This is a genomic window from Sphaerisporangium sp. NPDC051011, assembly GCF_040653595.1.
Taxonomy (GTDB): Bacteria; Actinomycetota; Actinomycetes; order Streptosporangiales; family Streptosporangiaceae; genus Sphaerisporangium.
In genome coordinates, this window is sequence record NZ_JBFAGG010000001.1 from 298,225 (window position 1) to 321,333 (window position 23,109).

Sequence of the window (23,109 nt, forward strand, 5' to 3'; positions counted from 1 at the left end):
CCGTGTGGGTGGGACCGACGGCGCGCGCGTTCGGTGACGAGTTGAATGGCCGTCGTAGTCGTATCAAAACGGCTGTTCATCATGTGCTTGCCGAACTGGAGGCAGAGCTCCGGTCTACGCCGACCCGCGTCTCCCGCGCTGCCGCGTCAGCTATGACCGGGTGGCCGTAAACAACCCCTCCACTTCAATCGCCACCCACCTACACTCCTCAGGCGCCAGCGGTCATATGCCGGGTGCCGGAGCCGTGAGTCCGGGGACGGTTGACGGGTCGGGAGCGCGGATCCCGGCGAGGGCTTCGCGCCAGTCCACCGTCGCTGAACCCGAGGTGCCTAGCAGGGCGTCAAACTCGTGGGCGCGGAGCACGACGGTGATGCTTTGGTACGTATGCGGATCTCTTATCGCAACGGTGGCGATCTGGCACGCCTCCTCGGCGTGGCCCGCCTTCGCGAGCGCGGTGGCGTGCGAGAACCGCACAAGCGCCGGATTGGTCGTAAGGGTGGGGTCGAATCCGGCCAGAGCGCGGGTGGCGGCTTCGCCGGCTCCCTCGACGTTTCCCAGGTCCGCCCATCCGCGTGCCTCGTAGAACGCCTGCTTCTCCGGACGGAAGGAGAAGATGCCCGGTTGGAGCATCTCGTCGGAACACCGGTCAAGGATCAGGCGTGACTTATTATTCGCACGCTCGAACGCTCCGCGATCTCCCAGTGCCGCGTGCGCCAAGGCACTGAATCCCCACAGCCAAGCGATGGCAGGAGTGGCGCCGACGGCCTGCTCAAGGCGGGGCGTGACGAGCGCGAGAACGCCATGCGGATCGGCCGAGTATGTGGGCAGGTACGCCGAGCTCGCGAGCGCCATGTCAACGAGATAGCCGTCTCCAGCCTCTTCGGCCGCCCGTACGGCCGACGCGTACCACCGTCTGGCCAGTGGAAAGTGGTTGCTGCAGAACATGATCTCGCCCATGACGAGAGACAGTTTCGATCCCACTCTCGCCAGGCGGCGCTGCACTTCGATCGGCTGACGGTGGGCCAGCAGCTCACGCGTGCTCCCGAGTTGGAGCAAAGCGTCGGGTAGAAGGGTGGCAGGCGGGACTTTCACCACCCGTTGTCCGAGGCGGTCTGCTTCTGTTTCCAGGTGGAGCAGGCGGGCCTCGCCGATGTTGTTGGCGTCGAGGGCCTGTTCCAGGAGGTCGGGGCCGCGCCAGATGCTTTCGGTGAGGCCGAGGGCTAGGGTGGCCGCGCCTAGGTGGAATACTTCTCGCCGGTTCGTGGCCGCCTCCCGGGAGTCGGGGCGCGTCGGGGGAACGCCGGCGCCGTTGTTCCCAGGGTCGTACGGGGCGAGCAGTTCCGCAACGGTGTGTCCCGGAAACATGCGCTCCAGCACCCGGCAGTGATCCGCCAGCGGCTTGGTCTTCAGGTGACCCTTCAACCACCGCCCGAACGCCTCGCGGCTGGGGGACGACCCGATCAGGCTCCGGTCAATGCTCCGGGCCACCTTGTCATACTCCAGACAGAACGCCCGATGCGTCTCCTGGTGACGCTTCATCAGCAACACCTTCAGCAAGGTCTGCCGGCCGGACATCGACTACACCTACCCTTCGCGATCGGACGACTACGTACAGCAACTCCCCGCTCACAGTAAAGTCCTCGGCCACCGGGTTCAGCGGTTTTCCCACGACGACACAGACAAGACACACCGGCGACCACCCGGCGACCCGGCCCTGAGAACCGAAACGGCAACCGCCAGACCTCACAAGACGGACCAACCACCACCAAAAGCCAACTGCCGGATCCGCAGAGAGGGAACCCAGGGCAGGAGTCGAACGGGCGCAGGGGTCGCGCCTAACGGCCACACGCCAGGTGCTTGCCGAACCGGAAACGGAGCTGCGCGCGACACCCGACAAGGCCTCCCGCGCCGTGGCGGCAGGTACGTCGAACTGGAGGCCAACCGCCTACTGCCACGACTCGGAGCGTCTTACCGGCTCGGCGAAGGAGCTGCCGAGGTGAGGCTGGACAAGGCTGCCGGGTCGGGGGCGCGGAAGGCGTCAGGGTTTCGCGCCAGTCGGCGGTCACCGCGCCGGACGGTGACAGCAACGCGTCGAACTCGTGGGCGCGGACGACTACCGTGACGCTGGAGCCGGACGGTGTCTCCCGCACGGCGGCCGTGGCCAGGCGGCAAGGCTTCTTCCACCCCCTTTCTTGGCGAGCGCGCAGGCGTAGGCGAGACGAATCAGTGCGGAATCGTTCGAGTCGGCGGTGTCGCGCGAGGACGCCGTTGACACGACGCGCACGGACCATCCCCGCGGGCGCGGGAGCGACCCACGCTTCCGGATCCGGGGCCCGTTCCCAGGCGGAACATCCCCGCGGGCCCGGGGCCGACCCTGCAAAGGGAGTGGGATAGGCCGAAACGCACGGAACATTCCCGCGGGCGCGGGGGCGACCGGTCAGCGGCCCTTAGAGTGCGCGTTCCTGACGGGGAACATCCCCGCGTGCGCGGGGGCGACCATAATGATGGTCGCGGACGAGGGTACCGAACGGGAACATCCCCGCGCGGGGATGTTCCCCCACCTCGACACCGTTGTCCAACTGACACCCCGTCGGCCCCGCACCCGCGGGGATGGTCCCTGGTAGGGGTTCGGGAAGTCCTGGAAGAATGCGTCGGCCCCGCACACGCGCGACACCCGACAAGGCCTCCCGCGCCGTGGCGGCAGGCATGTCGAGCTGGAGGTGGCTAACCGCCTTCCGCCACGACAGGGAACCTCTTAGAGCCTGCTGACAAAGGGTTTGGTCGCTGGAGCCGGGGCCGGGGATGCTTTGGTTGAGGTCGTCTTTGAGTGATCACCCACGGACGGGGAGCGGGCTCCTGGTAGCCGAGGTGTTGTCTACGCGACTCGGCCGCCAGGAGCCCGTGGTGTCTGTTTACACGCCCGCGGCTTTGGACGCCGACGGTTGTGCCTCGCCGGGGTGCCGCAGTCACGACCGGAAGCCGTCGTATCCGTCGGATCTGACCGATGCCGAACGGGCGTGAGTGGCCGTCGGTCGGCTCTGCGGCGATGCTCATAACCGCAATTCAGACGGTCCGGAGGACTGGAAACGGCCGATCTTTTGAAGCGGCAAACTGCGGATCACTCATTTCATCGGGCATACCTAAAAAGATCTCGGCAAAGATCGCTTCTCGCGGGCGCCTCTCATCGGCAAGGAGTGGCCGACTGCGGCCAGTCGGCCACTCGCCGTAATTGGCCTATTTACATCTATTCGCCGACCAGTCACCATATGACCCGTGGCCACACCCCGCCTCGTTGATCAGCGACTGGCGCTGAAAATGTCACCGAGGTTGTCAACCAATGCGATTTGGTATCCGCTCGCGCCAACACGCGAGGAGAGGACGTTCCGGGTGGCGCGATCATAGAAATTCTGCACGGCCGGCGATCCCAAATTCGTTATGGCATGACGCCACACCAGAAGGAATGACACCGTGAGAATGACGCGAAGATTACGGGCCGCCGTGTGCGTGGTGGTGGCCGGTGCAATGCTGGTGGCCGGGGTAGGGACGGCATCCGCCGCGCCCGGGGTCACCCCGGCGGACGTGACGCTGAACCTGGCCCCGGGCGGATCGACGACGATCGCCAAGACCGTGTCCACTCCGGCGATCCCGCCCAAGCCGGATATCACATTCCTGATCGACACGACAGGGAGCATGGGCGGGGTCATCTCGAACGTGCAGACCAACGCGAACGCCATCTTGTCCAACGTCGCTTCGGCGCAGCCGGACGCGCAGTTCGCGGTTGCCGAGTACAGGGACGTGTCGGCGGACGCGACGTCGTTCCGGGTGGCGCAGAACCTCACCGCCAACCAGACCGACGTCGCCAACGGTCTCAACTCGCTGGTCGCGACTGGCGGCGGCGACTTCCCCGAGGACGGCATCAACGGTCTGTTCCAGGTCGCGTCCGGGGCGGTCCACTTTCGGCCGAACAGCTCTCGGATCGTGTTGCTGATCGGGGACGCCCCCAGCCATGACCCCACCAACGGCCATACGCTGGCCGATGCGATCAGCGCCCTGCGGGCAGCCGGCATCACCGTGCTCGCGTTCGACCTGTCCGGGCTGAACTCGACCGGGCAAGCGACCGCGATCACCAACGCCACGGGTGGACGGCTGTTCTCCGGCATCAACCCCTCGGAGGTCAGCGACACCATCCTGGCGGCCCTGCACAACCTGCCGGTCACGGTCACCCACCGGCTGCGCGACTGCGACCCGAACCTGTCGGTGTCCTTGACCCCGGGCAGTCGGACGGTGACCAGCGGCGGTGATGCCACCTTCACTGAGACCGTCTCCGTCGGCGCCGGAGCCGTACCGGGAAGCACCATTACCTGCAAGGTGGACTTCCTGCTCAACGGCGTCCTGTCACCAGGCTTCACTGAAACGATCACCGAACACGTCCCAAAGGCGACCCCATCGATCACCACGACGCCGTCGGGCACGGTGCCCGCGGGCGGGAACGTCTCTGATACGGCGACCCTGTCCGGCGGGTTCCACCCGACGGGCACCGTCACGTTCCAGCTGTTCGGGCCCGGTGACACCGGCTGTGCGATGCCCATCGCGACTCGTACCGGGACGGTGTCGGGCAGCGGCACCGCCGCGTCCGGGAATATCGCCGCGGGCGGGGTGGGTACCTACCGGTGGGTGGCCTCCTACAGCGGCGATGGCGCCAACAACCCGGTCACCTCCGCGTGCGGCGATGAAGAGGTCGTGGTCGTCAAGGCCACCCCGGGCATCGCCACCACCCCATCGGGGTCCGTGCCGGCCGGCGGCGTCGTGTCCGACACCGCCACCATCTCCGGCGGGTTCCACCCCACCGGTACCGTCACATTCCAGCTGTACGGCCCCGGTGACACCACCTGCGCGACGCCGATCGCCACCCGCACCGACACGCTGTCCGGCAGCGGCACCGCCGCATCCGGCAACGTGACCATCGGCGCGGCCGGCACCTACCGGTGGAGTGCCACCTACAGCGGCGACGCCAACAACAACTCCGTCACCTCACCGTGCAGCGCCGAACAAGTCACCGTCACGCCGCAGCGGCTGACCGGACGGGCCTACGGCCTGACCGCCGACGTCTCCCTGGCCGGCATCCAACTGGTCAACATCGCACCCACCCCCGACACCGGCCACATCTCCACCACTTCGACCGATACCACCTCGGTGCCCTGCACCGCCACCCTCAGCGGACTGATCAGCGCGCACGCCCTGTGCGCCAAGGTCGCCACCACCGAATTCCCCGGCAAATCCGTGGCCACCGCCTCCATCGACGACACCACCATCGGGATCACCGGCATCCCGGTGATCACCGTCAAGACCATCAACTCCAGCTCCACCACCACCTGCGCTGGATCCACCGGAACCACCACGATCGCCTTCCTCAAGGTCGGCAACACGGTGGTCATCGCAGAACCCACCAATATCCAACCCAACACCACGGTCAACGTCGGCGTCGTCAAGCTCGTCCTCAACGAGCAGACCCCATTCACCACCCCCGACAATGGCCTGACCGTCAACGCCGTCCACATCACCGTCAACGCCCTCGGCCTGGCCAAGACCAACGTCGTCCTGGCCTCCTCCGAAAGCGATATCGGCAACTGCCCATAACCCAACCCACCTGGACCGATCAACCCCAAGGCCGGGCGGAACCGCAACTCCGCCCGGCCTCGGCCGGGCTTCAAGCGCCCCACGGCGTCGCTTTGCTCCGCATAGGCGGTCTCGCCACTGCCGGTGGACCATGTACGGCCAAAAGCCACTTGCTGGATCCGCAGAGAAGGAGCCCATCTCTGCCCGGCGGCACCCCGCGTACGACGAGCAGCGGCACTGAACGGTCCTGGAAGTCCTGCTCTGACGCGCTGCGCACGATCGCCGCGACATGGTCTTGCCGAGGGCATGCCGCCGCTCCTCTCACCCGGACAAGGTACGTGATCAAGGACCGACCTGGATCACGTACCTGATCTCCCCCCTACTCCTCGACAGGGTCGTCGCGCTCGGCAAGCACCTCAAGGGCGAGTTGCCAGAGGGATCCCTCCCCCGGCACGGTCCAGCGACTGGGGCCTTGGACCGCGACGGGACGGGTCTGCGCATCCCAACCGGCCTGATTCCAGATCTCGGTCACCAGGCCGGTCGGTGAGTACCGCCTGCCGTCGACCGCCCACACCAATGGCTTGGAACGGTCGTTCACCCACGCGGCCTGAATCCGTCGAGGGTCCCCAGCGAGCCAAGTGAGAACGGCGTCACGCTCGGGCTTGGTGGCACCGCGTTTCTAGTGTGACGTGACTCTCTGCACGGGTTCTGTTGCGGTTTGGTGAACTGCCGGGTTCGCTGCCTTGATCGTGGCTACGGTTTCGACAATGGCCCGGATTCCCTCCTTGGAGGAGATCCCCGAGGTGGTGGTGGACCATGTGCGGCGCTGTCTGCGGCTGGCGGAGGACGTCCGGCGGGATCACGGGTCGTCGCGCAGCGCGAAGGCGCATCGCAAGCTGGTGCGTCAGCGTCAGGGGGTGAAGTACGTATCTTCCATAACGCCCGGACATCTCCGATGTCGTGCGCGACATGGTCGCCGAAGGTGGCGGATCACCGCCGACCAACTCGGCCAGACCGCCCCCTATCTACGCGTCCACATCAGCCGCTTCGGCGCCTACGCCACCGATGAGTTGCGCCGCGAGCCCGATCCGTTCGACCCGCTCGTAAGAGATCGACTTCACCCCCATCGATCTGGCCGCATGACACTGGAGGATGTTATGAGTGACCGTCTTGTGCACACGGTGGAAGTGCCCGTGGGTGACGGCAGCGACGAGGTTGTCCGTGTCCAGATCCGCGAAGTCGATGAGGCTCTTGTCCGGGTGGGCAGAGGCGGGCGCACCATAGCGCGGGCCGAGCGGTCGCTCGGGCAGATGCTGGACACCGTCCGCCCGGTGGCGGAGAGCTTTGTCACGCGGTTTCGGGGACTGGCCAACGCGCCGGATGAGATCGTGCTGGAGTTCGGGATCTCGCTGTCGGCCGAGGCGGACGTCGTCATCGCGAGCACGGCGACCGCGGCCAATTTCTCGGTGAGTTTGACGTGGAACCGAAGCGACGAGCGAGGCGCAGCCGACGAGCCAGCCGGGGCTTGATCCGATCTGTATCCGTTGTGAGGCGCGGAGGGGACACGATGGCGGAGACAGGACGGACATGGTCAGTCAGCCCGGATGAAGACCTGGCCGCGGCGATCGTCCAGATCAAAGGACAGCACGGCGCGCTGGGGGGCGCGGGCTTTCTCATCGCCCCGGACCTGGTGCTGACCTGCGCCCATGTGGTTTCCGACGCACTGGAGAAGCCCCGGCAGGAGCCCGTGCCCACGGGGACACCGGTCACGGTGGAGCTTCCGCTGGCCCCGCCCCCTGTCAGCGGTGGGCCACGCCCGGCATGGCCGGCCCTGGTGGAGAACTGGGTGCCGATCAGGGGCGAGCGGACCGGCGACATCGCTGTCCTGCGGCTGCCGGAGCCCATCCCCGGCACTCATCCGCTGCCCATGGCCGACCCCGGCAAGGTGGAGGGCGGCCGGGTGCGCGCGGTGGGATTCACCCGCGACGCGCCGGGCGGGATCTGGTTTGAGGGCAAGCTCGTCGGCGCCACGGGTGAGGGCTGGGTGCAGCTGTCGAGAGCCACCGGACAGGCCGCCCACGTCAAGCCTGGCTTCAGCGGCAGCCCGGTCTGGGACAACGCACTACATGCGGTGGTCGGCCTGCTGGTGGCGGCGCAGCCTGAAAGCGACGCCCAGCAGGCCTACGCGCTGCGCACGAAGACAATCGTGGAGGAGATCCCCGAACTCGGCCCCGTCGTGCGCCCGCCCTCACCCTTCCGTGGCCTGAAGCCCTACGAGGAAGGGGACGCCGACTTCTTCTTCGGGCGGGAGGAGGATATCGGCAACGTCGTCACAGCCCTGCACGGGGCGCACACCGTGACGGTGTACGGACCTTCGGGCTGCGGCAAGTCCTCCCTGGCTCTGGCCGGTGTGGTGCCTCGGATGCGGGCGGACGGGTACGAGGTGCTGGCGGTCAACGCCGGGTTGATCTCCTCTATGCGGGCCGGGCTGGCCACCGAGCTTTATGAGGCCATCCGGTCCGGGCGGTACGGGCCCGCGCGTGTGGACAGCGCCGACCAGGTCGAGGCCTTGCTCACGGGTAAGGGGCTCAGGGACACGCTCCACCGCGTCCGGGGTACGGTGTCCGGCGATCTCCTCGTCGTCCTCGATCAGGCCGAAGCGCTCCTGAACCGCACCCAAACCGAGATCGACGAGCTCGCCGACCTGCTGTTCCCGCAGCGCCAGCCGATCGTCGGGGTACGGATCCTGGTCACGTTGCGTTCCGACCTGATGGACGCGGTGTTGAGACATCCTCGTCTGGGGCCCGCGTTACTTGGCGGAACGACGTTGCCGCTCGCCCCCATGTCCTCCGAGCAGTTGGAGGAGGTGATCACCAAACCCGTCGAGCGGCTTGCGGCCGTGGCGTACGAACCGGGGCTGGCCCGGCGCATCCTGGACGACGCGGGCGGCGAGCCCGGCATCCTCCCGCTGCTGGGCTTCGTCCTGCAGCAGTTGTGGGACCGGCAGGACGGCGGCTACCTGCGGTACGCGGCCTACGAAGAATTGCGGGGTGTGTCCGGCGCGCTGAATCTCCACGCCGAGCAGGCCTGGAAGTCCCGGGTCGAGGGTGAACCGGACAACGAGGAGGCAGCGCGGCGGCTGCTCACCAAACTGGTGCGGATGCTGCCCAGCAGCCAGATCCTGCTGCGCCGCAGGCTCACCCGGGACGAGGTGGACGAGACGCAGTGGGAGCTCGCGAAGGCATTCGCCGAGCGAGAGTGGCGGCTGCTGGTGCTGCATGGAGGCGAGGGCGAACCGGAGAGCGCGGAACTGGCCCATGAGGCGCTGATCACGGCCTGGCCCGCGCTGCGGGACCAGGTGGATGCGGATAGAAAGTTCCTGGCCGGGCGGGCGGAGTTGGCCCATTACCTGCAGCGCTGGCAGCACGGTGAACAGTCCGCGAGCCTGCTGCCGATCAGGGAAGAACTGCAGGGGATCGACCAATGGCTGGGCGGGCGTGAGGGCGAACTGGCAGAGAAGGAACGTGAGTTCCTGACCGCGGCCCGTCACCATAGGCGGAAGCTACGACGGCGTACACGTAATGCGTGGATCGCGGTGGCCATGGTGGTCGCACTGTTCGCGGCCCTGGGCGGCTTTTTCTTAAACGAGAGGCAGGTCAGCGCGGAGCGGGGGGATGAGAGCAAGTCACGTGCGCTGGCGAGCTCCACAGAGGAGATGGTCGGGGAAGACCCGGGGCTCGCGGCCCTGGCGGCCATCGCCGCCTACGATCTCGCGCCGACGCAGGAGGCCCATAGCGCGCTGTTGCAGCGATACGACCAGCTCAAGAACGCCGCCTGGATGCTGACGGGCTTCCAGGGATCGATCCTGGACACCGCGATGAGCGCCGATGGCACAGTGATGCTGGCCGCCTCCGAACGCGGCCGCGCGACACTGTTCGCCCGCCAAGCCGGCGGCAGGGTCCTGCGCAAGCATCTCGGCCTCGCCGGCAACGCGCTCCTCCCGCTGGTCAGCAGGGACGGCCGGCGCATCGCCTACATGCTGGGCGGAACCGGCTCGATGGCCTGGCACGAGGTGCGCTACACGGCGCACGACATCGTCGTGGGACCAGCGCATCGCCTGCGCGGCGGCTCCCTCCAGGAGTACACCCTGGGAGGACAGGATGGCAGCTACAGCATCGTCGCCTTCTCACCGAGTGCCGACCGGATCGCCATGGTGACGGGTGACGGACGGCTGCGGGTGTGGGACCTGGCGACACAGCGGCTCCAGGAACTGCCGGGGCGTCTCCCCGGCCTGCTGCAGGTGTGGTTCGGCTCGGATGAGAACACGCTCGTGGCCGCACCGAAGCAGGACGGGCACTCCCTGGTGTCCCTCGACCTCCGCACCGGCACCGTGCGGAATCTGGAAGATCGCCGCAGCGTGTCAGCGAAGGGTTCAGTGGAAGCCGAGGTATCGGCTGACGGGAGTGTCCTGGCCGTCTGCCGGAAGCCCTACGGTGCGGAGAAAGCCACCTACCGGGTCGTCCGCGTGTCCGACGGGCGGGAGCTGACACGCTACACGCCCCCGGACGGCTACACCTCATGCCGCCACCCCGCCATCGACCAGACAGGCGAGCACATCGCAATCGACGATGGTAACGGCAACTGGGTGCTCCTTGGCACCCGGCCAGGCATGCCCCCGCAACGGTTCGATGGTCCTGCCCTCGCCTACAGCGGCAAGACCGGCCCCCTCCTCGGCACGCCGAGCACCCCCATAGTGGTTCACCGTGACCAAGCCGGCGTGACCGGCTGGCAGATGTCCGCCGACAACGGGTTGGAGGTGTTCAGCCCACCCGTGCTGCTCGACCGGGGTCGCAGCATGCTGGTCCGCATCGGAAAGCACGGCGGCAAGGTCGCTGACCGGCTGGCGGTCATGGAGACCGAAGGCCAGGGAAGAACGCTCGCCGAGGTCCGCATCGCCGCCGCACCCCCCGACCCGGGCCTGCTACTGATGGACAACCCCGCCCAGACACTGGTGGCTGATGTGACCGACCACAACGAGATCGTGGTCTACGACCTTCCGCGCCTGCGCAAGGCGGCCGAGATCATCACCCGCATGCCCCCGGTCGACAAGAACGGGCGACGAGAACGGGTGCGCTTCTTCTTCCTCAGCGACGAGGAACTGGTGACGGTCTCCGGAAGCGTGATCGAACACTGGAACGCCCGCGACGGCCGACGCCTGTCCAATCCACTCGACATCCACGATCTTTACACCGACGGGGCCGACCTCACGGACTTCTTTGTCCAGCGGCATTACAAACCGGGATATGTACAGATCTCGAACGCAGGCGACAACACCCTGCGCGCCGTTCATCTGGCGACCCGCGCGGAGAATACGGACCTGCGGATCCGCCTGGGGACCGATGCGCTCACCGCGGTGGTCGAGCATAGCGGCCGCTACGCTATCGTGCTGACCCGAGGGAGCATGATCGAGCTGTGGTCGGTACAAGACCGTCGGCGAACGCGGAAGATACTGGGCCCTCTCGGACCCCTGGAACCAAATCAATGGCAGATAGGGGCCTTGGGAGACGACGGCTCGGGGAATCCCGGATTCTTCCTGGCCAACGGGCGCTCTGTACGCTTCATGAGAGTGGTCGACTCCGGTGATGTCGACGTGACCTCCTATAGCTTCTCTGGCAAGCAGAACTTCTTGGCATCGGCTGACGATGGCAAGGCCCTGCTGAGGAGTCACACGCCCGGAGAGACTGTAGAACTCTTCCGGCTCGATCCCAGACTGTGGAAATCCCACCTGTGTGACGTTCTCGGACGCGACCTCAGCGAGGACGAGCGCCGCGGCCTGCCACAGGGGCTGCCTGACGTCATATGCCCACCCCGATGAACGGTCAACACCTGGAACGCCCGCCGCGCCTCGGTGCTGTCCTGGCTCGACGGCACGATCAAGGTGCTCGATTTCGGCATCGCCGCCCCGCTGGTTCCGGGAGCGACGTTGATCACCCGGCTGGGGTACGGCGTGGGCACATTCTGCTACATGGCGCCCGAGCAGGCGGTGACCGGCAAAGCGGACGCCCGCAGCGACCTGTACTCCCTGGGATGCGTCCTGCACGAGTTGGTGTCCGGTAGGCGGGTCTTCGAATCGGCCCTTCCTCAAGCCGAGATGGCGCGGCATTACTCGGAGGCACCGCCACGGCTCGGATCGCTACGACAGGACGTCCCTCCCGATCTCGAACAGCTCGTGCTGTCGCTGCTCGCGAAGAACCCCGCCGACCGGCCCCCCTCGGCGGAGGTGGTCTACGAGCGGCTACTGCCGCACGTGGTCGCGCCGCCCCCGCTCCCAGGTGCGACGGCGGCGGCTCCATCGCCGAACCCGGGCCGGATGTACGCGATCGTGGCCGAGCGGATCGCGGAGTCGGCACTGGGCGGCGTCCGGATCCCGAGCACGTCCCCCGCACCCGCTCCCCGCCTGTCGAGGGACGCCCTGATCAAGGCCAGGGCTCGGGCCGAGGATCTCGCCATCGACGGACGGCTCACGCAGGCGATCGAAGTACTCGAAGAGGCCGTCACCGCGTGCGCGAGCCTGCCGGCAGAGCGTGAGTTGCTGTTCGCGTTACGCATGGACCTGGCCAACGCGCGCTTCGGGGCACGAGACTACGCGGCGGCGCTGAGCGAGTTCGAGGACGTGATCCCGAAGCTCGCCGCCATGCTCGGCGCCGACCATCGCGCGGTGCTGGACTGCAGATACAACGAGGCGTTGAGCGCCGCCGCCCTGGGACTCGACGAGACGGCACTGGACCAGATGACCGTCCTGCTCACCGACGTCGAGACTGCCCTGACCGCATCCGATCCGCTCGCCCTGCTGATCCGCCGGGAGATCGCGGCACTCCTCGTCAAGCTGGACGATCCTCGGCAGGCCTGGATCGACCTGCGCGCGTTGGTCCCCCGGATGGAGGCGATCCTCGGCGTGGACGATCCGGAGACCAGGCAGGCCCGGACACTGCTGGAGAATCTCGAGCGACTCGACGACCATCGACAACATCCCACTATTTAGTGGACATCTCAGGACTTCGCGCGTTGCTCCGGTCCGTTCAGGGGCGCGACGTCTGGACGCGGGAGAGGCGACGCTCGCGCGCCCCGCGACGACACGGTCCGGGGACGCCGACGACCTGCGGAGCCGTTTAACGTCCGGGGTGATCACGAACCAAGGCGGGCAGGGCTGAACCGGCGTTTCGGCGGTGAGCCGGGCCGGTTCACGCGGCACCCCCTTGAGGTTCTCCCCGATACGAAGGCGATGTCCTCACATGTCCGACGGTGCGGCTCTCCGCGATTCCTTCGACGCCGTTCAGCGCATCCGGTACGCGGTCTGGTGCGTGGGTCTGTCCCTCACGTTGCTCTTCACGAGCACGCGGCCCTGGTTGCGTCACCGGGAGCCAGGGTCTACGGACTCGGCCATGTCGCTGTGGGATCTGCCGAGTTCGAACGCCCAGGTCATCAGTGACCACGGCGTCAGCGCTTTCGGCATGCTGATGCTCACGCTCGTCCTCACCCTTCTCACCGCGCGCTGGCCGCACCGCCCCGTGGTGCTCGGCACGATCCTCGCGGCCGGGATGAGCTTCCTGAACACGATGCACCTGCACCAGACATTCGGCGGGCCCACTGCCGCCAGCGCGGCCCTGGCGCCCGGCGTGGCCTCCACCCTCGCCGAGACCGCGGCGCTCATTCTCGGCCTCGGCCTGCTGGCTCTGGTGGACTCGTCGGACGACACCGACATCGCCCGCCAGGTCCCGTGGTCGTCACGCTCGCGACCCGTGACCTCCCCATGGTCCCCGGACATCGCCCACCGGCTGGCCCGGGCCGCGCAGGGGGTCACCCTCGCCGCCCTCCTCGTGAGCATCGGCATCCTGCCCTGGACGGGTTTCCACCAGGACGGCGTCCGGTTCGCGCACCTGTCGCTCTGGGACCTGGCCGGCTCCTCGTACAGCGAGGAGGTGACCTCGGCCGGGGAGCTCACGCTGACCCTGCTGACGCTCTCCTGCCTGCTCGTGCTGGTCGTCGCGGCCGAGCCGCACCGATTCACCGCGTGCTGTGTCGCCGTGTGTCTCGCCCTGACGCTGGCGTCGGTCTGGCGGCTTCACATCGTGGTGAACCAGCTCGCCGCCCACCGCGCCGCACCGGAGCCGTCCACGCTTCCGGGCCAGGTCGTGGCGATCGTGGTGCTCGCCGTCTCGGCCGTCGCCGTCGCGCCGCTTCGCCTCCGGCGGGCACAAGCCTCGGCGTCGGCGGTCTAGCGACCGGACGGCGTGGTCCACCCGCTCCTCGCGCCCGGAAATGCTCCTTGGCCGGTGCGCCTTCCTTCTCGTATTCGTAAAGGACTCCCATGCGCCAGAGCAGCCCTGAAACCGCTGGAACGCCCGGTATCCGGATCATCGAGCGGGTCGTGTTCGCCTCGGAGGAGGTGTCCGTGGGCCAGGCCCGGCAGTGGGCGCGGAAGCTGCTGGATCGGCACCCGCGCCGGGACGACGCCGTGCTGCTGCTGTCGGAGATCTTCACGAACTCCGTCGTGCACACCAGGTCGGCGGCGATCGGAGTCGTCGTCCTCGTCGACGACGCGGACGGGGTGCAGATCGAGGTCGTGGACGAGGGGGCGGAGACGTCCCCGTGCGTCTGCGCGCACCGTACCGGTGAACTGGCGGAGTCGGGGAGAGGGATCCGGCTGCTGCGCGCGCTCTCCGACCAATGGGGGTTCATCGAGGAGCCCCCACGCTGCGTGGTCTGGTTCGCCCTGCGCGCGACGCCACCGACGACGGAGCCTCGCGGCTGAGGTCCGGCGAGGCGCGGAGGTTCCCATGAAGATCACATCGAAGGGGCGGGTCACCATCCCCGCCGACATCCGCCGGCAGTTGAACCTTCACGAAGGAGACGAAGTCGACTTCGTCGTTGAGGGCAGCAGCATACGGATCGTACGAACGGACGAGGAGTGATCTACAGCTGCACGGAGCGTTGCGCCGCCTGAAGCGTCATGTGATGGGATGGTGTTGGCGATTCGCCTTGCCCCGTCGCCTCCCGGTCTGGTGGTGTGGCCTGTGGGGGGATGTCATGGTGCAGGTCATTGGGGCGGGGCTTGGGCGTACGGGGACGATGGCGCTCAAGATGGCGCTGTGCCGGCTCGGGTTCGGGCCGTGTTACCACTTCACGGAGGTGTTCGCTCACCCTGAGCATCTGTACGCGTGGGCGGCGGCGGCGAACGGCGAGCCGGAAGCCTGGCGGGATCCGCTCAAGGGGTACGCGGCCACGACGGACTGGCCGGGGGTGGCGTTCTGGCGGGAGCTGGTCGAGGCGTTCCCCGAGGCCAAGGTCGTCCTGACCACGCGGGACGCCACCGAGTGGTTCGAGTCGGTGAACGGAACGGTGTTCGCGGCGATGGCCGGGAAGCTCCCCGGCACCGCCGAGCGCTACCGCGAGTTCGAGGCCGCGGAGCAGCTGACCGAGTTCGGGCGGGCCGGGGTGGTGGGACGGACGTTCGGCGGGCGCATCGACGACCGCGACCACGTCATCGCGTGTTACGAGCGGCACAACGACGAGGTCCGCCGCACCGTCGCCCCGGACCGCCTGCTGGACTTCCGGGTCAGCCAGGGCTGGGAACCGCTCTGCGCGTTCCTCGGTGTGCCGATCCCCGGCGAGCCGTTCCCCCGCGCGAACGAACGTGCGGGCTTCGCCGAGACGGTGCTCCGGGACCCGGGAGCCGGAGAACCATACCCGGCTGGCTCCTGATCGGGCCTCCGTGACGAGGACCGCGAGAGTACCCACCGGTAAGTGATCCCTGGTGTCGGAGGGGAATGCCGGACCTCCGCCGCCAAGGCCGTGAATGCGCCCGGCGGTCGGAGATCCGTGGGTCAGAGGATGTCGACGTCCGGGTGGGAATGGCCGCCGGAAAGGGTTTTGTAGCCGGGGCCTCGGTCGAACAAGCGAGAGGGGTTGGCGGCGCGGAGGGCGGCGCGGGTTTTCTCGGTGGCGGCCGCGTCGACTTCGGGCGCCTCCTGGGGGCCGCGCAGGATGACGCCGTAGTCGTCGCGGGCCGCTTCCCAGGACACCTTGCCGTCGCGGACGTCCGCCGCCACCAGGGACGGGTCGCGGTCGTACGGCGATCCCCAGCCACCGCCGCCCGTGGTACGGACGCGGATGATCTGGTCCTCCTTCACGGGGAAGTCGTCGACCAGGCCCTCCATCTCCTGACCGTCCACCGTGACGAGGAAGGGACGCCCGGCCCGCCCGCCGTTCACGCCCCAGCAGGACAGGATCGACCGGTCGGCGATGGACATGAACGAGGCGTCGCGCAGCATGCGGATGTGCTTGTCGTACCCGAGGCCGCCCCGGTAGAGGCCGGGGCCGCCGGAGTCGCGGGCCAGGCCGAGCCGTTCGACGCGGAACGGCCAGCGCGCCTCGGCGAACTCGACGGGAATGTTGCGGGAGTCGGGCACGACGTGGATGGTGTCCTCACCGTCGGCGTACCGGCGCCCGCCGGAGCCGCCGCCGAGCACCTCGCGCATGAGGTACGGACGCCCGTCGTGGTCCTCGCCATAGACGCCGGTGTAACGGATGGTCTCCTGGTCGGCGGGCATGCGCCCCCCGGTGGCCTTGGCGAGCACGCCGGCGAGCACGCCGAGCAGGCGCAGGATGACGAAGGTGCGCGCGTTGGTGGGCGCCGGGAAGATCGGGGTGAGCAGGGTGCCCTTCTCGGGGAAGCGCATCTCGATGAGCGGGACGACGCCCTCGTTGACGTCGAGTTCGGCCATGCGCTCGGGGGTGTCGGCGAGGTTGCGCAGGATGGGGGCGAGCCACTTCTTGAGGAACACGCCGCCCGCGTAGTCGCCGGCGTGGTTGATCGGCCCCTTGGCCTGCGGGGACGTTCCCGTGAAGTCGATGATCAGCGGGGTGTCGGCGGAGTGGTCGACCGTGAGAGTGATGCGCTGGGCGTGCAGGCGGGGCTCGTCGACGCCGTCGTGCTCGGCGTAGTCCTCCCAGACGTGCACCCCTTCGGGGATCTTGGCGAGCAGCTCGCGCCGGAAGGTCTCGGTGGTGCCCGCGATGATGGCGTCGAAGCACGCCTCGACCGCCGCCCTGCCGTACCGGGCGAACAGCTCGCCGAGGCGCCGGGCGCCCATCAGGCAGGCGGAGCACTCGGCGTCCAGGTCTCCGGCGAGGGAGTCGGGCATACGGGAGTTGCGGGTCATGATGGTGAGAGCGGCCCGGTTGGGGACGCCGCGGTCCCAGAGCTTGATCGGCGGGACCATCAGCCCTTCCTCGAAGGCGCTGCGCGCGTGGGAGGGCATCGACCCGGGGACGGCGCCGCCGATGTCGTCGTGGTGGCCGAACGCCTGGACGAACGCGACGACCTCGCCGTCGTGGAAAACGGGGACGGTGACGCACAGGTCGGGCAGGTGGCCGATGCCGCCCTCGGACAGGTAGACGTCGTTGTGGAAGAAGACGTCGCCCGGGTTCATCTCGGCGATGGGGAAGTCGCGCACGATGGGCTGCACGAGCGCGGAGTAGGAGCGGCCGGTGAGCTTGCGCATCCGGACGTCGTGGATTCCCGCCCGGAAGTCGTGGGCGTCGCGGATCATCGGCGAGCGGGCCGTACGGGCGATGGCGGTCTCGACCTCCATCTCCACGGAGGCGAGCGTGCCCTCGACGATCTCGACCAGTACCGGGTCGACCGTTGTCATTCGCCCGCTCCGTTCGTCAGGTGTGCGGAAATGTCGGCGCGCCGGATGACGAGGTTGCCGTACGCGTCGGCCTCGGCGGTGAAGCCCGGGTGCAGGGGCAGCGTGGAGCCGTACTCCTCGATCACCGCAGGTCCGGTGAGGACGTCGCCGCGCCGCAGGTCGCCACGGCGGTACACGGGCGCCGTCCACCATCCGTCCTCCGAGCCCCCGACAGCGCCCGCGTCCCCCGAGTCCCGGGTCGTGTCACCACCGGCGCCTCCGGGGGCGAGCGCCTCCTCGAAGTACACCTGCTGTTCCCCCGCCGGGGCCGCCGTGCCGCCGTCGCGGGCGGGTAGTTCGGGGATGGCCGGGCGGGTGATGGGGCCGATGCCGGAGACGCGCAGGTTGACCCATTCGACGGCGTGCCGCGGGTCGTCGCGGTACCCGTACCCGTACAGCTTGTGGTGGGCCTCGTGAAACCGGTCGAGCACCTCGGCGCGCCACGCCTCGTCGATCGGCCCGGCGGGCGCGGGCACCCGCACCTCGTACGCCTGCCCGTAGTAGCGCAGGTCGGCGCTGCGCGCGTACACGTGCCGGTCAGGCGGGAACCCCTCGCGGTCGAGGGCGTCGGCCGCCTGGTCCGTCAGCTCGCCGAAGATGCGGGCCGCCGTGTCGAGGCTCAGGTCGCGGGTGACGTGGGTGCGGACGTAGTCGTTCTTGACGTCCACGGTGAGCAGCCCGAACGCGGACACGTTGCCCGGGTTGGGCGGCACGACGACCGCGGGGAGGCCGAGGATGTCGATCAGCCGGCAGACGAGCAGCGGCCCGGAGCCGCCGAAGGCGACCATCGGGAAGTCACGGACGTCCAGGCCGCGCTTCACGGTGATCTGCCGGATCGCGTTCGACTGGTTGAAGGCGCTGATCTCCAGGATGCCGGCGGCGGTGCGCTCGGGCGTGAGGCCGAGTTTGCCGGCGAGCGCCTCGACGGCCGCGCGCGCCGCCCCGGCGTCCAGGGGGATCTCGCCGCCGAGCAGGTGTGGCGGGACGCGGCCGAGGAAGACGTGCGCGTCGGTGACCGTCACCTCGGTGCCGCCCTTGCCGTAGCACACGGGCCCGGGGTCGGCTCCGGCGGAGCGCGGCCCGACCTTGAGCGTGCCCTCGGGCGAGGTCCAGGCGATCGAGCCGCCGCCCGCGCCGACGGTCACGATGTCGATCATCGGGATCTTGCACGGGTACCGGCCGATGGAGCCCTCGGTGGTGAGGGACGGCTCGCCGTCGACCACGACCGCGACGTCGGTGGAGGTGCCGCCGCCGTCCAGCGTGATCACGGACGGGTGCCCGGCGGTGCCGGCGATCAGGGCGGCGCCGAGCGCCCCGGCGGCCGGGCCGGACAGCACGGTCGTGATCGGCTGGTGGACGACCTCTGCCGCCGACAGCACGCCGCCGTTGCTCTTCATCACCGAGAACGGCATGCCGAGGCGGGTGGCGAGATTGTCGATGTAGCGGCGCATCGTGGGCTTGACGGCGGCGTCGACCAGCGTGGTGACCGAGCGCTCGTACTCGCGGTACTCGCGCAGCACGTCGCTGGACAGGGAAACGACGGCGCCGGGGTGCTCGCGTTCGAGGACGGCCCGCATGCGGTGCTCGTGCGCCGGGTTGGCGTAGGAGTGCAGGAAGCAGACGCCGATGGCGGTGACGCCCTGGTCGCGGAACCAGCGGGCCACCCGCGCGGCGTCCTCCTCGTCGAAGGGCCGCACCTCCTCGCCGAGGTGGTCGAGGCGCCCGCCGACCGTCTTCACCCGGTGGACGGGGACGATGCGCGGCGGCTTGACCCAGAAGTAGGAGTTCCCGTAGCCGTCGGGGACGCTCTGCCGGGCGATCTCCAGGATGAACTCGAAGCCCTCGGTGGTGACGAACCCCAGGTCGAGGGGGCGGTCCTCCAGGAGCTGGTTGGTGGCCACGGTCGTGCCGTGCACGATGCCGCCGACGTCTTCGAGGTTCAGGCCGGGCAGGACCTTGTGCACGCCGTTCATGAATCCGACGGCGGGGTCGGCGGGCGTGGAAGGGGTCTTGGTCGTGGTGATCTGACCGGTCTGCTCGTCCACCGCGACCACGTCGGTGAACGTGCCCCCGGTGTCGACGCCGATACGGACGCTGCGCATGCTCTCAGTGTTTACCGAAACGCTCCAGCCACGCGAATCAGCGACCTTCGCCAAGGAATCGTCCGGTCGTCGGCAGGTGTCCCCTGGCCTCCGAAGATCTCAGAATCGTTCCCCGCGTCTGGAACCTCCGGGCGGAGGGGACGGTATGCAGGGCATGGAGCGACGCGACTTCCTCAGGTTCACGGGCGGTCCGGCGGGCACGGCACTGCTCACCGCCCGCACCCGGTCCCCCCCTCGTCCCGCGTGTCCCCGGGGTCCCCGAGGTCTCCGCGGCGAGCCCCACAGGGGCGGGCACGCCGCGGCCCATCGGGCACATCCTGTACGCCGGCGCGTCCACCCCACCCCGGTCACCCCCCTTGGATCCAGGACCTGCCCCCCGAACCGATGGCCGGGGTACGGTGGTCAATCTGTATGCTGGCGGGCCGTGAATGAAACGCCCGCCCTCTCCAGCGCCCCCGCACACGCCCGCCGCGACGGCGTTCTGCGGTTCTTCCACGGTCCGATGGACTGCGGCAAGTCGACGCTGGCCCTGCAGATGAACTACAACCACAGCCGCCAGGGCAGGCGCGGGCTCGTGCTCACCAAACACGACCGGTCGGGCGGGGCCCAGGTCACCAGCCGCATAGGGCTCGGCCTGGACGCCATCGAGGTCGGCGAGGATCTCGACCTGGTGCGCCTGGTGGCCGCCGGTGACGGCATCGACTACCTGATCTGCGACGAGGCGTGCTTCTACACCGTCGAGCAGATCGAGCAGCTCGCCGACCTCGTCGACGACCACGGCGTCGACGTGTACGCCTTCGGCCTGGCCTCGGACTTCCGGTCCCAGATGTTCCCGGCGGCGCGGCGGCTGTTCGAGCTGGCCGACGAGGTGGCCCGGCTGCAGGTGGAGGTGCTGTGCTGGTGCGGCCGCCAGGGCAGGCTGAACGCCCGCGTCGTGGACGGGGTCATGGTGCGCACCGGCGAGCAGGTCGTGATCGCCGACACCGACGGTTCGCAGGTGCATTACCGCGTGCTGTGCCGCCGCCACTACCGCAACGGTGACCTCGGCGCCTCCGAAGCCCAGCCCCGCCTGGCCGCCCCGGCCTGACCGAACCCGCCAGTCACGCGATCCCCGCGCCGACCGGCGAGGACCGGGTGGGGCGCCAGGTGCTCGGCGCGCGGAGGGTCAGGGGGCCGAGGCGATGTCGTCCATGCGGGCGGCGATCTGCACAGGGTCGCCGCCGACCAGGGCCGAGGCCGCGCGCCACCAGGCGAACCACTCGCCGCTGCGCCACATCCAGTCGGCGCGCTCGACGGCGGCGATCACGTCCCCCTTGGCCTGCCACCACGGGCCGATCTGCTCGAGCGTGGCGCCGTGGCGTAACGCCCATCGGCGCAGCGTCTCGGCCACGCGCTGGTCGACCGTGACCGCGTACGGGTCGGGGTCCTCGCCGGGGAGGGGGTGGGGGCCGAGCCCCGCGGCCACGCCCCAGCTCCACTGGGCCTCGGCGGGCCCGGCGTACCGGAGGGAGGAGAAGTCGAGGTTGGAGCCGAGCGAGCCGTCCGGGCGCTCGACCACGACGGCGTCCACCCGGCCGCCCGCGTCGAAGGCGGCGACGATGCGCGTGCCGGCGGTGGCGTCGAGGGGCGGTTCCACGCGGTCCTCTGCCTGCCACGAGTTGAGGTCGACCGAGCCGACCGGCGGGCCCCAGGCGGCGTCGGCTGCGTCGTCGGCGATCCACGCGGCGAGCATCTCCAGGACGGTGAGGTCGGTCCACGGCTCGATGGCGGTGCCGGATGCGAGCACCTCGTCCGGTGCGGGGATCTTCCCGCCGCGCCCGGACGACCACCAGCCCGCGCCGAGCACGCCGGTGCCGACGAGCAGGCCCGCGATGGCCGCGAGTTCGGAGGACCTGCGGGTGAGCGGGGCACCCTGGGCGAGCCCGGCGCAGCGTGCCGCCCGGTCGTCGCCGAGCGCGTCCCTGGCCGCGGCCAGCAGCGACGCGGCGGCCGGGTGGTCTTCACCGAGCAGGTCGTGGATGAGCCGCCGGGCCTGCGTCCGGGCGTCCTCCGCACGGAACTCTCGCATGCCCACCACGTTACGCCGGGAGATCCTTCTCCGCGAGGCTCCATAAAAAGATCGGGATCTACCCCCGTACGTGTGGCGGTCACGCTCGGGCCGACGCGTCCGGGCGCTCGTCCGCAGGCCGGTAAAGCGTCTCTGATTGGCTTAGCGATCCTGTGCGTTACACAGAATCAAGGCACAACGAGCTGCCCGGTATTCACCAATCGTCTTCGTGCCCTGGTGCCGACAAATGGAGCCGCCGGCCCGTCGAGCACGTCCCTCCGGACGCTGACCGGTCAGGCGTGCACAGCCTGACCGGGGAGGGTGCCCGACGTCGCCTGGGCGCCGGGCGTGCTGGTAACAGCATGCCACGACCCAACTACGATTCGCTAATCGAATCAGAAAGCCTCCGGCCAGGCCGACGTTCCCCCCACGCGAGAACGTCGCCGGCAGAGTTGGAAAGATCTAACGAACCGGCTCCGACGCCCGCCCGCGGCCTCGATCCCTATGGATCAGACCGAGCGAGCCCACCGGCCAGGCGGGTGGAGGGTTGGGTCAGCGGCGGGTGGGGCGGCCGAGGAGCCAGCCGATCACGGCGCTGCCGAGTGCGATGCCCGCGCCCATGCCGAACGCCGTCAGCACCGGCCACACGGGGGTGCCGGACGTCCCGCGCTGGGCGGGTGGCCGTTCGAAGACCTGCCCCACGGTGGCGGGGGCGGCGGTCGTGACGGGGACCGCCGGGCTCGCGGCAGGCACCACGGGGCCGGTGGCGGTGGCGCTGGTACCGGGGACCGCCGGGGTCGTGGCAGGCGCCACGGGGCCGGTGGCGGTGGCGATGGTACCGGGGACCGCCGGGGTCGTGGCAGGCGCGACCGCGACGGCAGCGGGGCCCTGCGACAGGGCGACCGAGGGCTGCGACAGGGCGGCAGGGGTCTGTGGCGGGGTGGCTGCGGCAGGGATGGGTTCGGCTGCGGGGATGGGTTCGCGGAGGTGGTGTTCCACGGCGGTGAAGAACTCTCCGGCGGTCTTCTTGGCCACCGAGCCGAGCATGCGCTGGCCCACGCCGCCGATCATGCCTCCGACGACGGCCTCGGCGTCGTAGTCGACCCGGGTGGAGCCGCCGTCGACCTCGCTGAGGCGGATGCGCACCGTGGCGTCGACCGTGCCGGGGGCTCCGGCGCCCCGGGCGCGGAGGGTGAACCCCTCGGGCTCCTCGGGGTCGGACAGCACGACCTCGCCCTCGTAGACGCCCTTGATCGAGGCGACGCCCGCAGTGACCGTCATGCGGTAGGTGTCCGCGCCGGTCGCCTCCAGCCGCTTGCAGCCGGGGATGGTGCGCACCAGCACCGCCGGGTCCTGCAGGGCGGCCCAGACCCGGCCTCGATCGACCCCGACCACGGCACTGCCGACGACCTTCATGGACACCTCCGATGCCGAGAGACTAGAGACTCGCCCGCGACGGCCGTAAGGGCAACGACTGCCCGCCGGTGTCGCCGGGGCTCGTCAGGTCTCGCCGGGCCCCAGGACGCCCTTCCCACCGGACGCCACGCTAACACCACGCCGCGACCCTGCGTGCGCGTCCCACCGCTCCCGC

The 23,109-nt window shown here is 69.2% G+C and carries 15 protein-coding genes; 9 read left to right on the top strand and 6 right to left on the bottom strand.

The annotated features are described in order from the left end of the window. Positions 1–222: 222 nt before the first annotated feature. The gene (locus tag AB0H21_RS01330) at positions 223–1,575 is read right to left on the bottom strand and encodes a hypothetical protein (protein ID WP_358509804.1); all 1,353 of its coding nucleotides are present in this window, start codon (positions 1,573–1,575) and stop codon (positions 223–225) included. Positions 1,576–3,474: 1,899 nt separating this feature from the next. Here AB0H21_RS01330 and AB0H21_RS01335 point away from each other — a divergent pair. Further along, complete coding sequence (locus AB0H21_RS01335; protein ID WP_358511335.1) at positions 3,475–5,637, top strand: vWA domain-containing protein; 2,163 nt, start codon at positions 3,475–3,477, stop codon at positions 5,635–5,637. A 358-nt stretch (positions 5,638–5,995) separates the two neighbouring features. Here AB0H21_RS01335 and AB0H21_RS01340 read toward each other — a convergent pair whose 3' ends face one another. Beyond that, positions 5,996–6,214, bottom strand: coding sequence for a hypothetical protein (locus AB0H21_RS01340; RefSeq protein WP_358509806.1), 219 nt, complete (start codon positions 6,212–6,214; stop codon positions 5,996–5,998). A gap of 169 nt (positions 6,215–6,383) precedes the next feature. Between AB0H21_RS01340 and AB0H21_RS01345 the strand changes: the two genes are divergently transcribed. The 7 genes from AB0H21_RS01345 to AB0H21_RS01375 all read left to right on the top strand — a co-directional run bounded on the left by AB0H21_RS01345 (position 6,384) and on the right by AB0H21_RS01375 (position 15,378). Then, the gene (locus AB0H21_RS01345) at positions 6,384–7,145 is read left to right on the top strand and encodes a CU044_2847 family protein (RefSeq protein WP_358509808.1); all 762 of its coding nucleotides are present in this window, start codon (positions 6,384–6,386) and stop codon (positions 7,143–7,145) included. 38 nt (positions 7,146–7,183) lie between these two features. Further along, positions 7,184–11,491: a trypsin-like peptidase domain-containing protein gene (locus AB0H21_RS01350; protein WP_358509811.1), complete on the top strand. Its 4,308-nt coding sequence runs from the start codon at positions 7,184–7,186 to the stop codon at positions 11,489–11,491. A gap of 33 nt (positions 11,492–11,524) precedes the next feature. Further along, complete coding sequence (locus AB0H21_RS01355) at positions 11,525–12,658, top strand: protein kinase (protein ID WP_358509813.1); 1,134 nt, start codon at positions 11,525–11,527, stop codon at positions 12,656–12,658. 400 nt (positions 12,659–13,058) lie between these two features. Next, positions 13,059–13,895 (top strand): hypothetical protein, encoded by an 837-nt coding sequence (locus AB0H21_RS01360; protein ID WP_358509815.1) that lies wholly within the window; start codon positions 13,059–13,061, stop codon positions 13,893–13,895. Positions 13,896–13,984: 89 nt separating this feature from the next. Next, complete coding sequence (locus tag AB0H21_RS01365; protein WP_358509818.1) at positions 13,985–14,428, top strand: ATP-binding protein; 444 nt, start codon at positions 13,985–13,987, stop codon at positions 14,426–14,428. A gap of 25 nt (positions 14,429–14,453) precedes the next feature. Further along, positions 14,454–14,588, top strand: coding sequence for an AbrB/MazE/SpoVT family DNA-binding domain-containing protein (locus AB0H21_RS01370; RefSeq protein ID WP_358509821.1), 135 nt, complete (start codon positions 14,454–14,456; stop codon positions 14,586–14,588). Between the two features lie 115 nt (positions 14,589–14,703). Beyond that, positions 14,704–15,378 carry a sulfotransferase family protein gene (locus AB0H21_RS01375; RefSeq protein ID WP_358509824.1) on the top strand — a complete coding sequence of 225 codons (675 nt, stop codon included), beginning with the start codon at positions 14,704–14,706 and terminating at the stop codon, positions 15,376–15,378. Positions 15,379–15,500: 122 nt separating this feature from the next. On the opposite strand, the gene AB0H21_RS01380 is transcribed toward AB0H21_RS01375, so the two are convergent. Then, positions 15,501–17,330 carry a hydantoinase B/oxoprolinase family protein gene (locus AB0H21_RS01380; RefSeq protein WP_358509827.1) on the bottom strand — a complete coding sequence of 610 codons (1,830 nt, stop codon included), beginning with the start codon at positions 17,328–17,330 and terminating at the stop codon, positions 15,501–15,503. Further along, positions 17,327–19,471, bottom strand: coding sequence for a hydantoinase/oxoprolinase family protein (locus AB0H21_RS01385; RefSeq protein WP_358509830.1), 2,145 nt, complete (start codon positions 19,469–19,471; stop codon positions 17,327–17,329). Before AB0H21_RS01385 ends, AB0H21_RS01380 begins: the two co-directional genes overlap by 4 nt. 424 nt (positions 19,472–19,895) lie before the next feature. On the opposite strand from AB0H21_RS01385, the gene AB0H21_RS01390 reads away from it, so the two are divergent. Beyond that, complete coding sequence (locus tag AB0H21_RS01390; RefSeq protein WP_358509833.1) at positions 19,896–20,558, top strand: thymidine kinase; 663 nt, start codon at positions 19,896–19,898, stop codon at positions 20,556–20,558. A gap of 78 nt (positions 20,559–20,636) precedes the next feature. Here the strand turns inward: AB0H21_RS01390 and AB0H21_RS01395 are convergent, their stop codons facing one another. Then, a complete protein-coding gene (locus tag AB0H21_RS01395; protein ID WP_358509836.1) occupies positions 20,637–21,539 on the bottom strand; it encodes a hypothetical protein in 903 nt (300 codons plus the stop codon). A 531-nt stretch (positions 21,540–22,070) separates the two neighbouring features. Further along, entirely contained in the window at positions 22,071–22,934 is an 864-nt protein-coding gene (locus AB0H21_RS01400) for an SRPBCC domain-containing protein (protein WP_358509839.1), read from the bottom strand. Positions 22,935–23,109 lie beyond the last annotated feature (175 nt).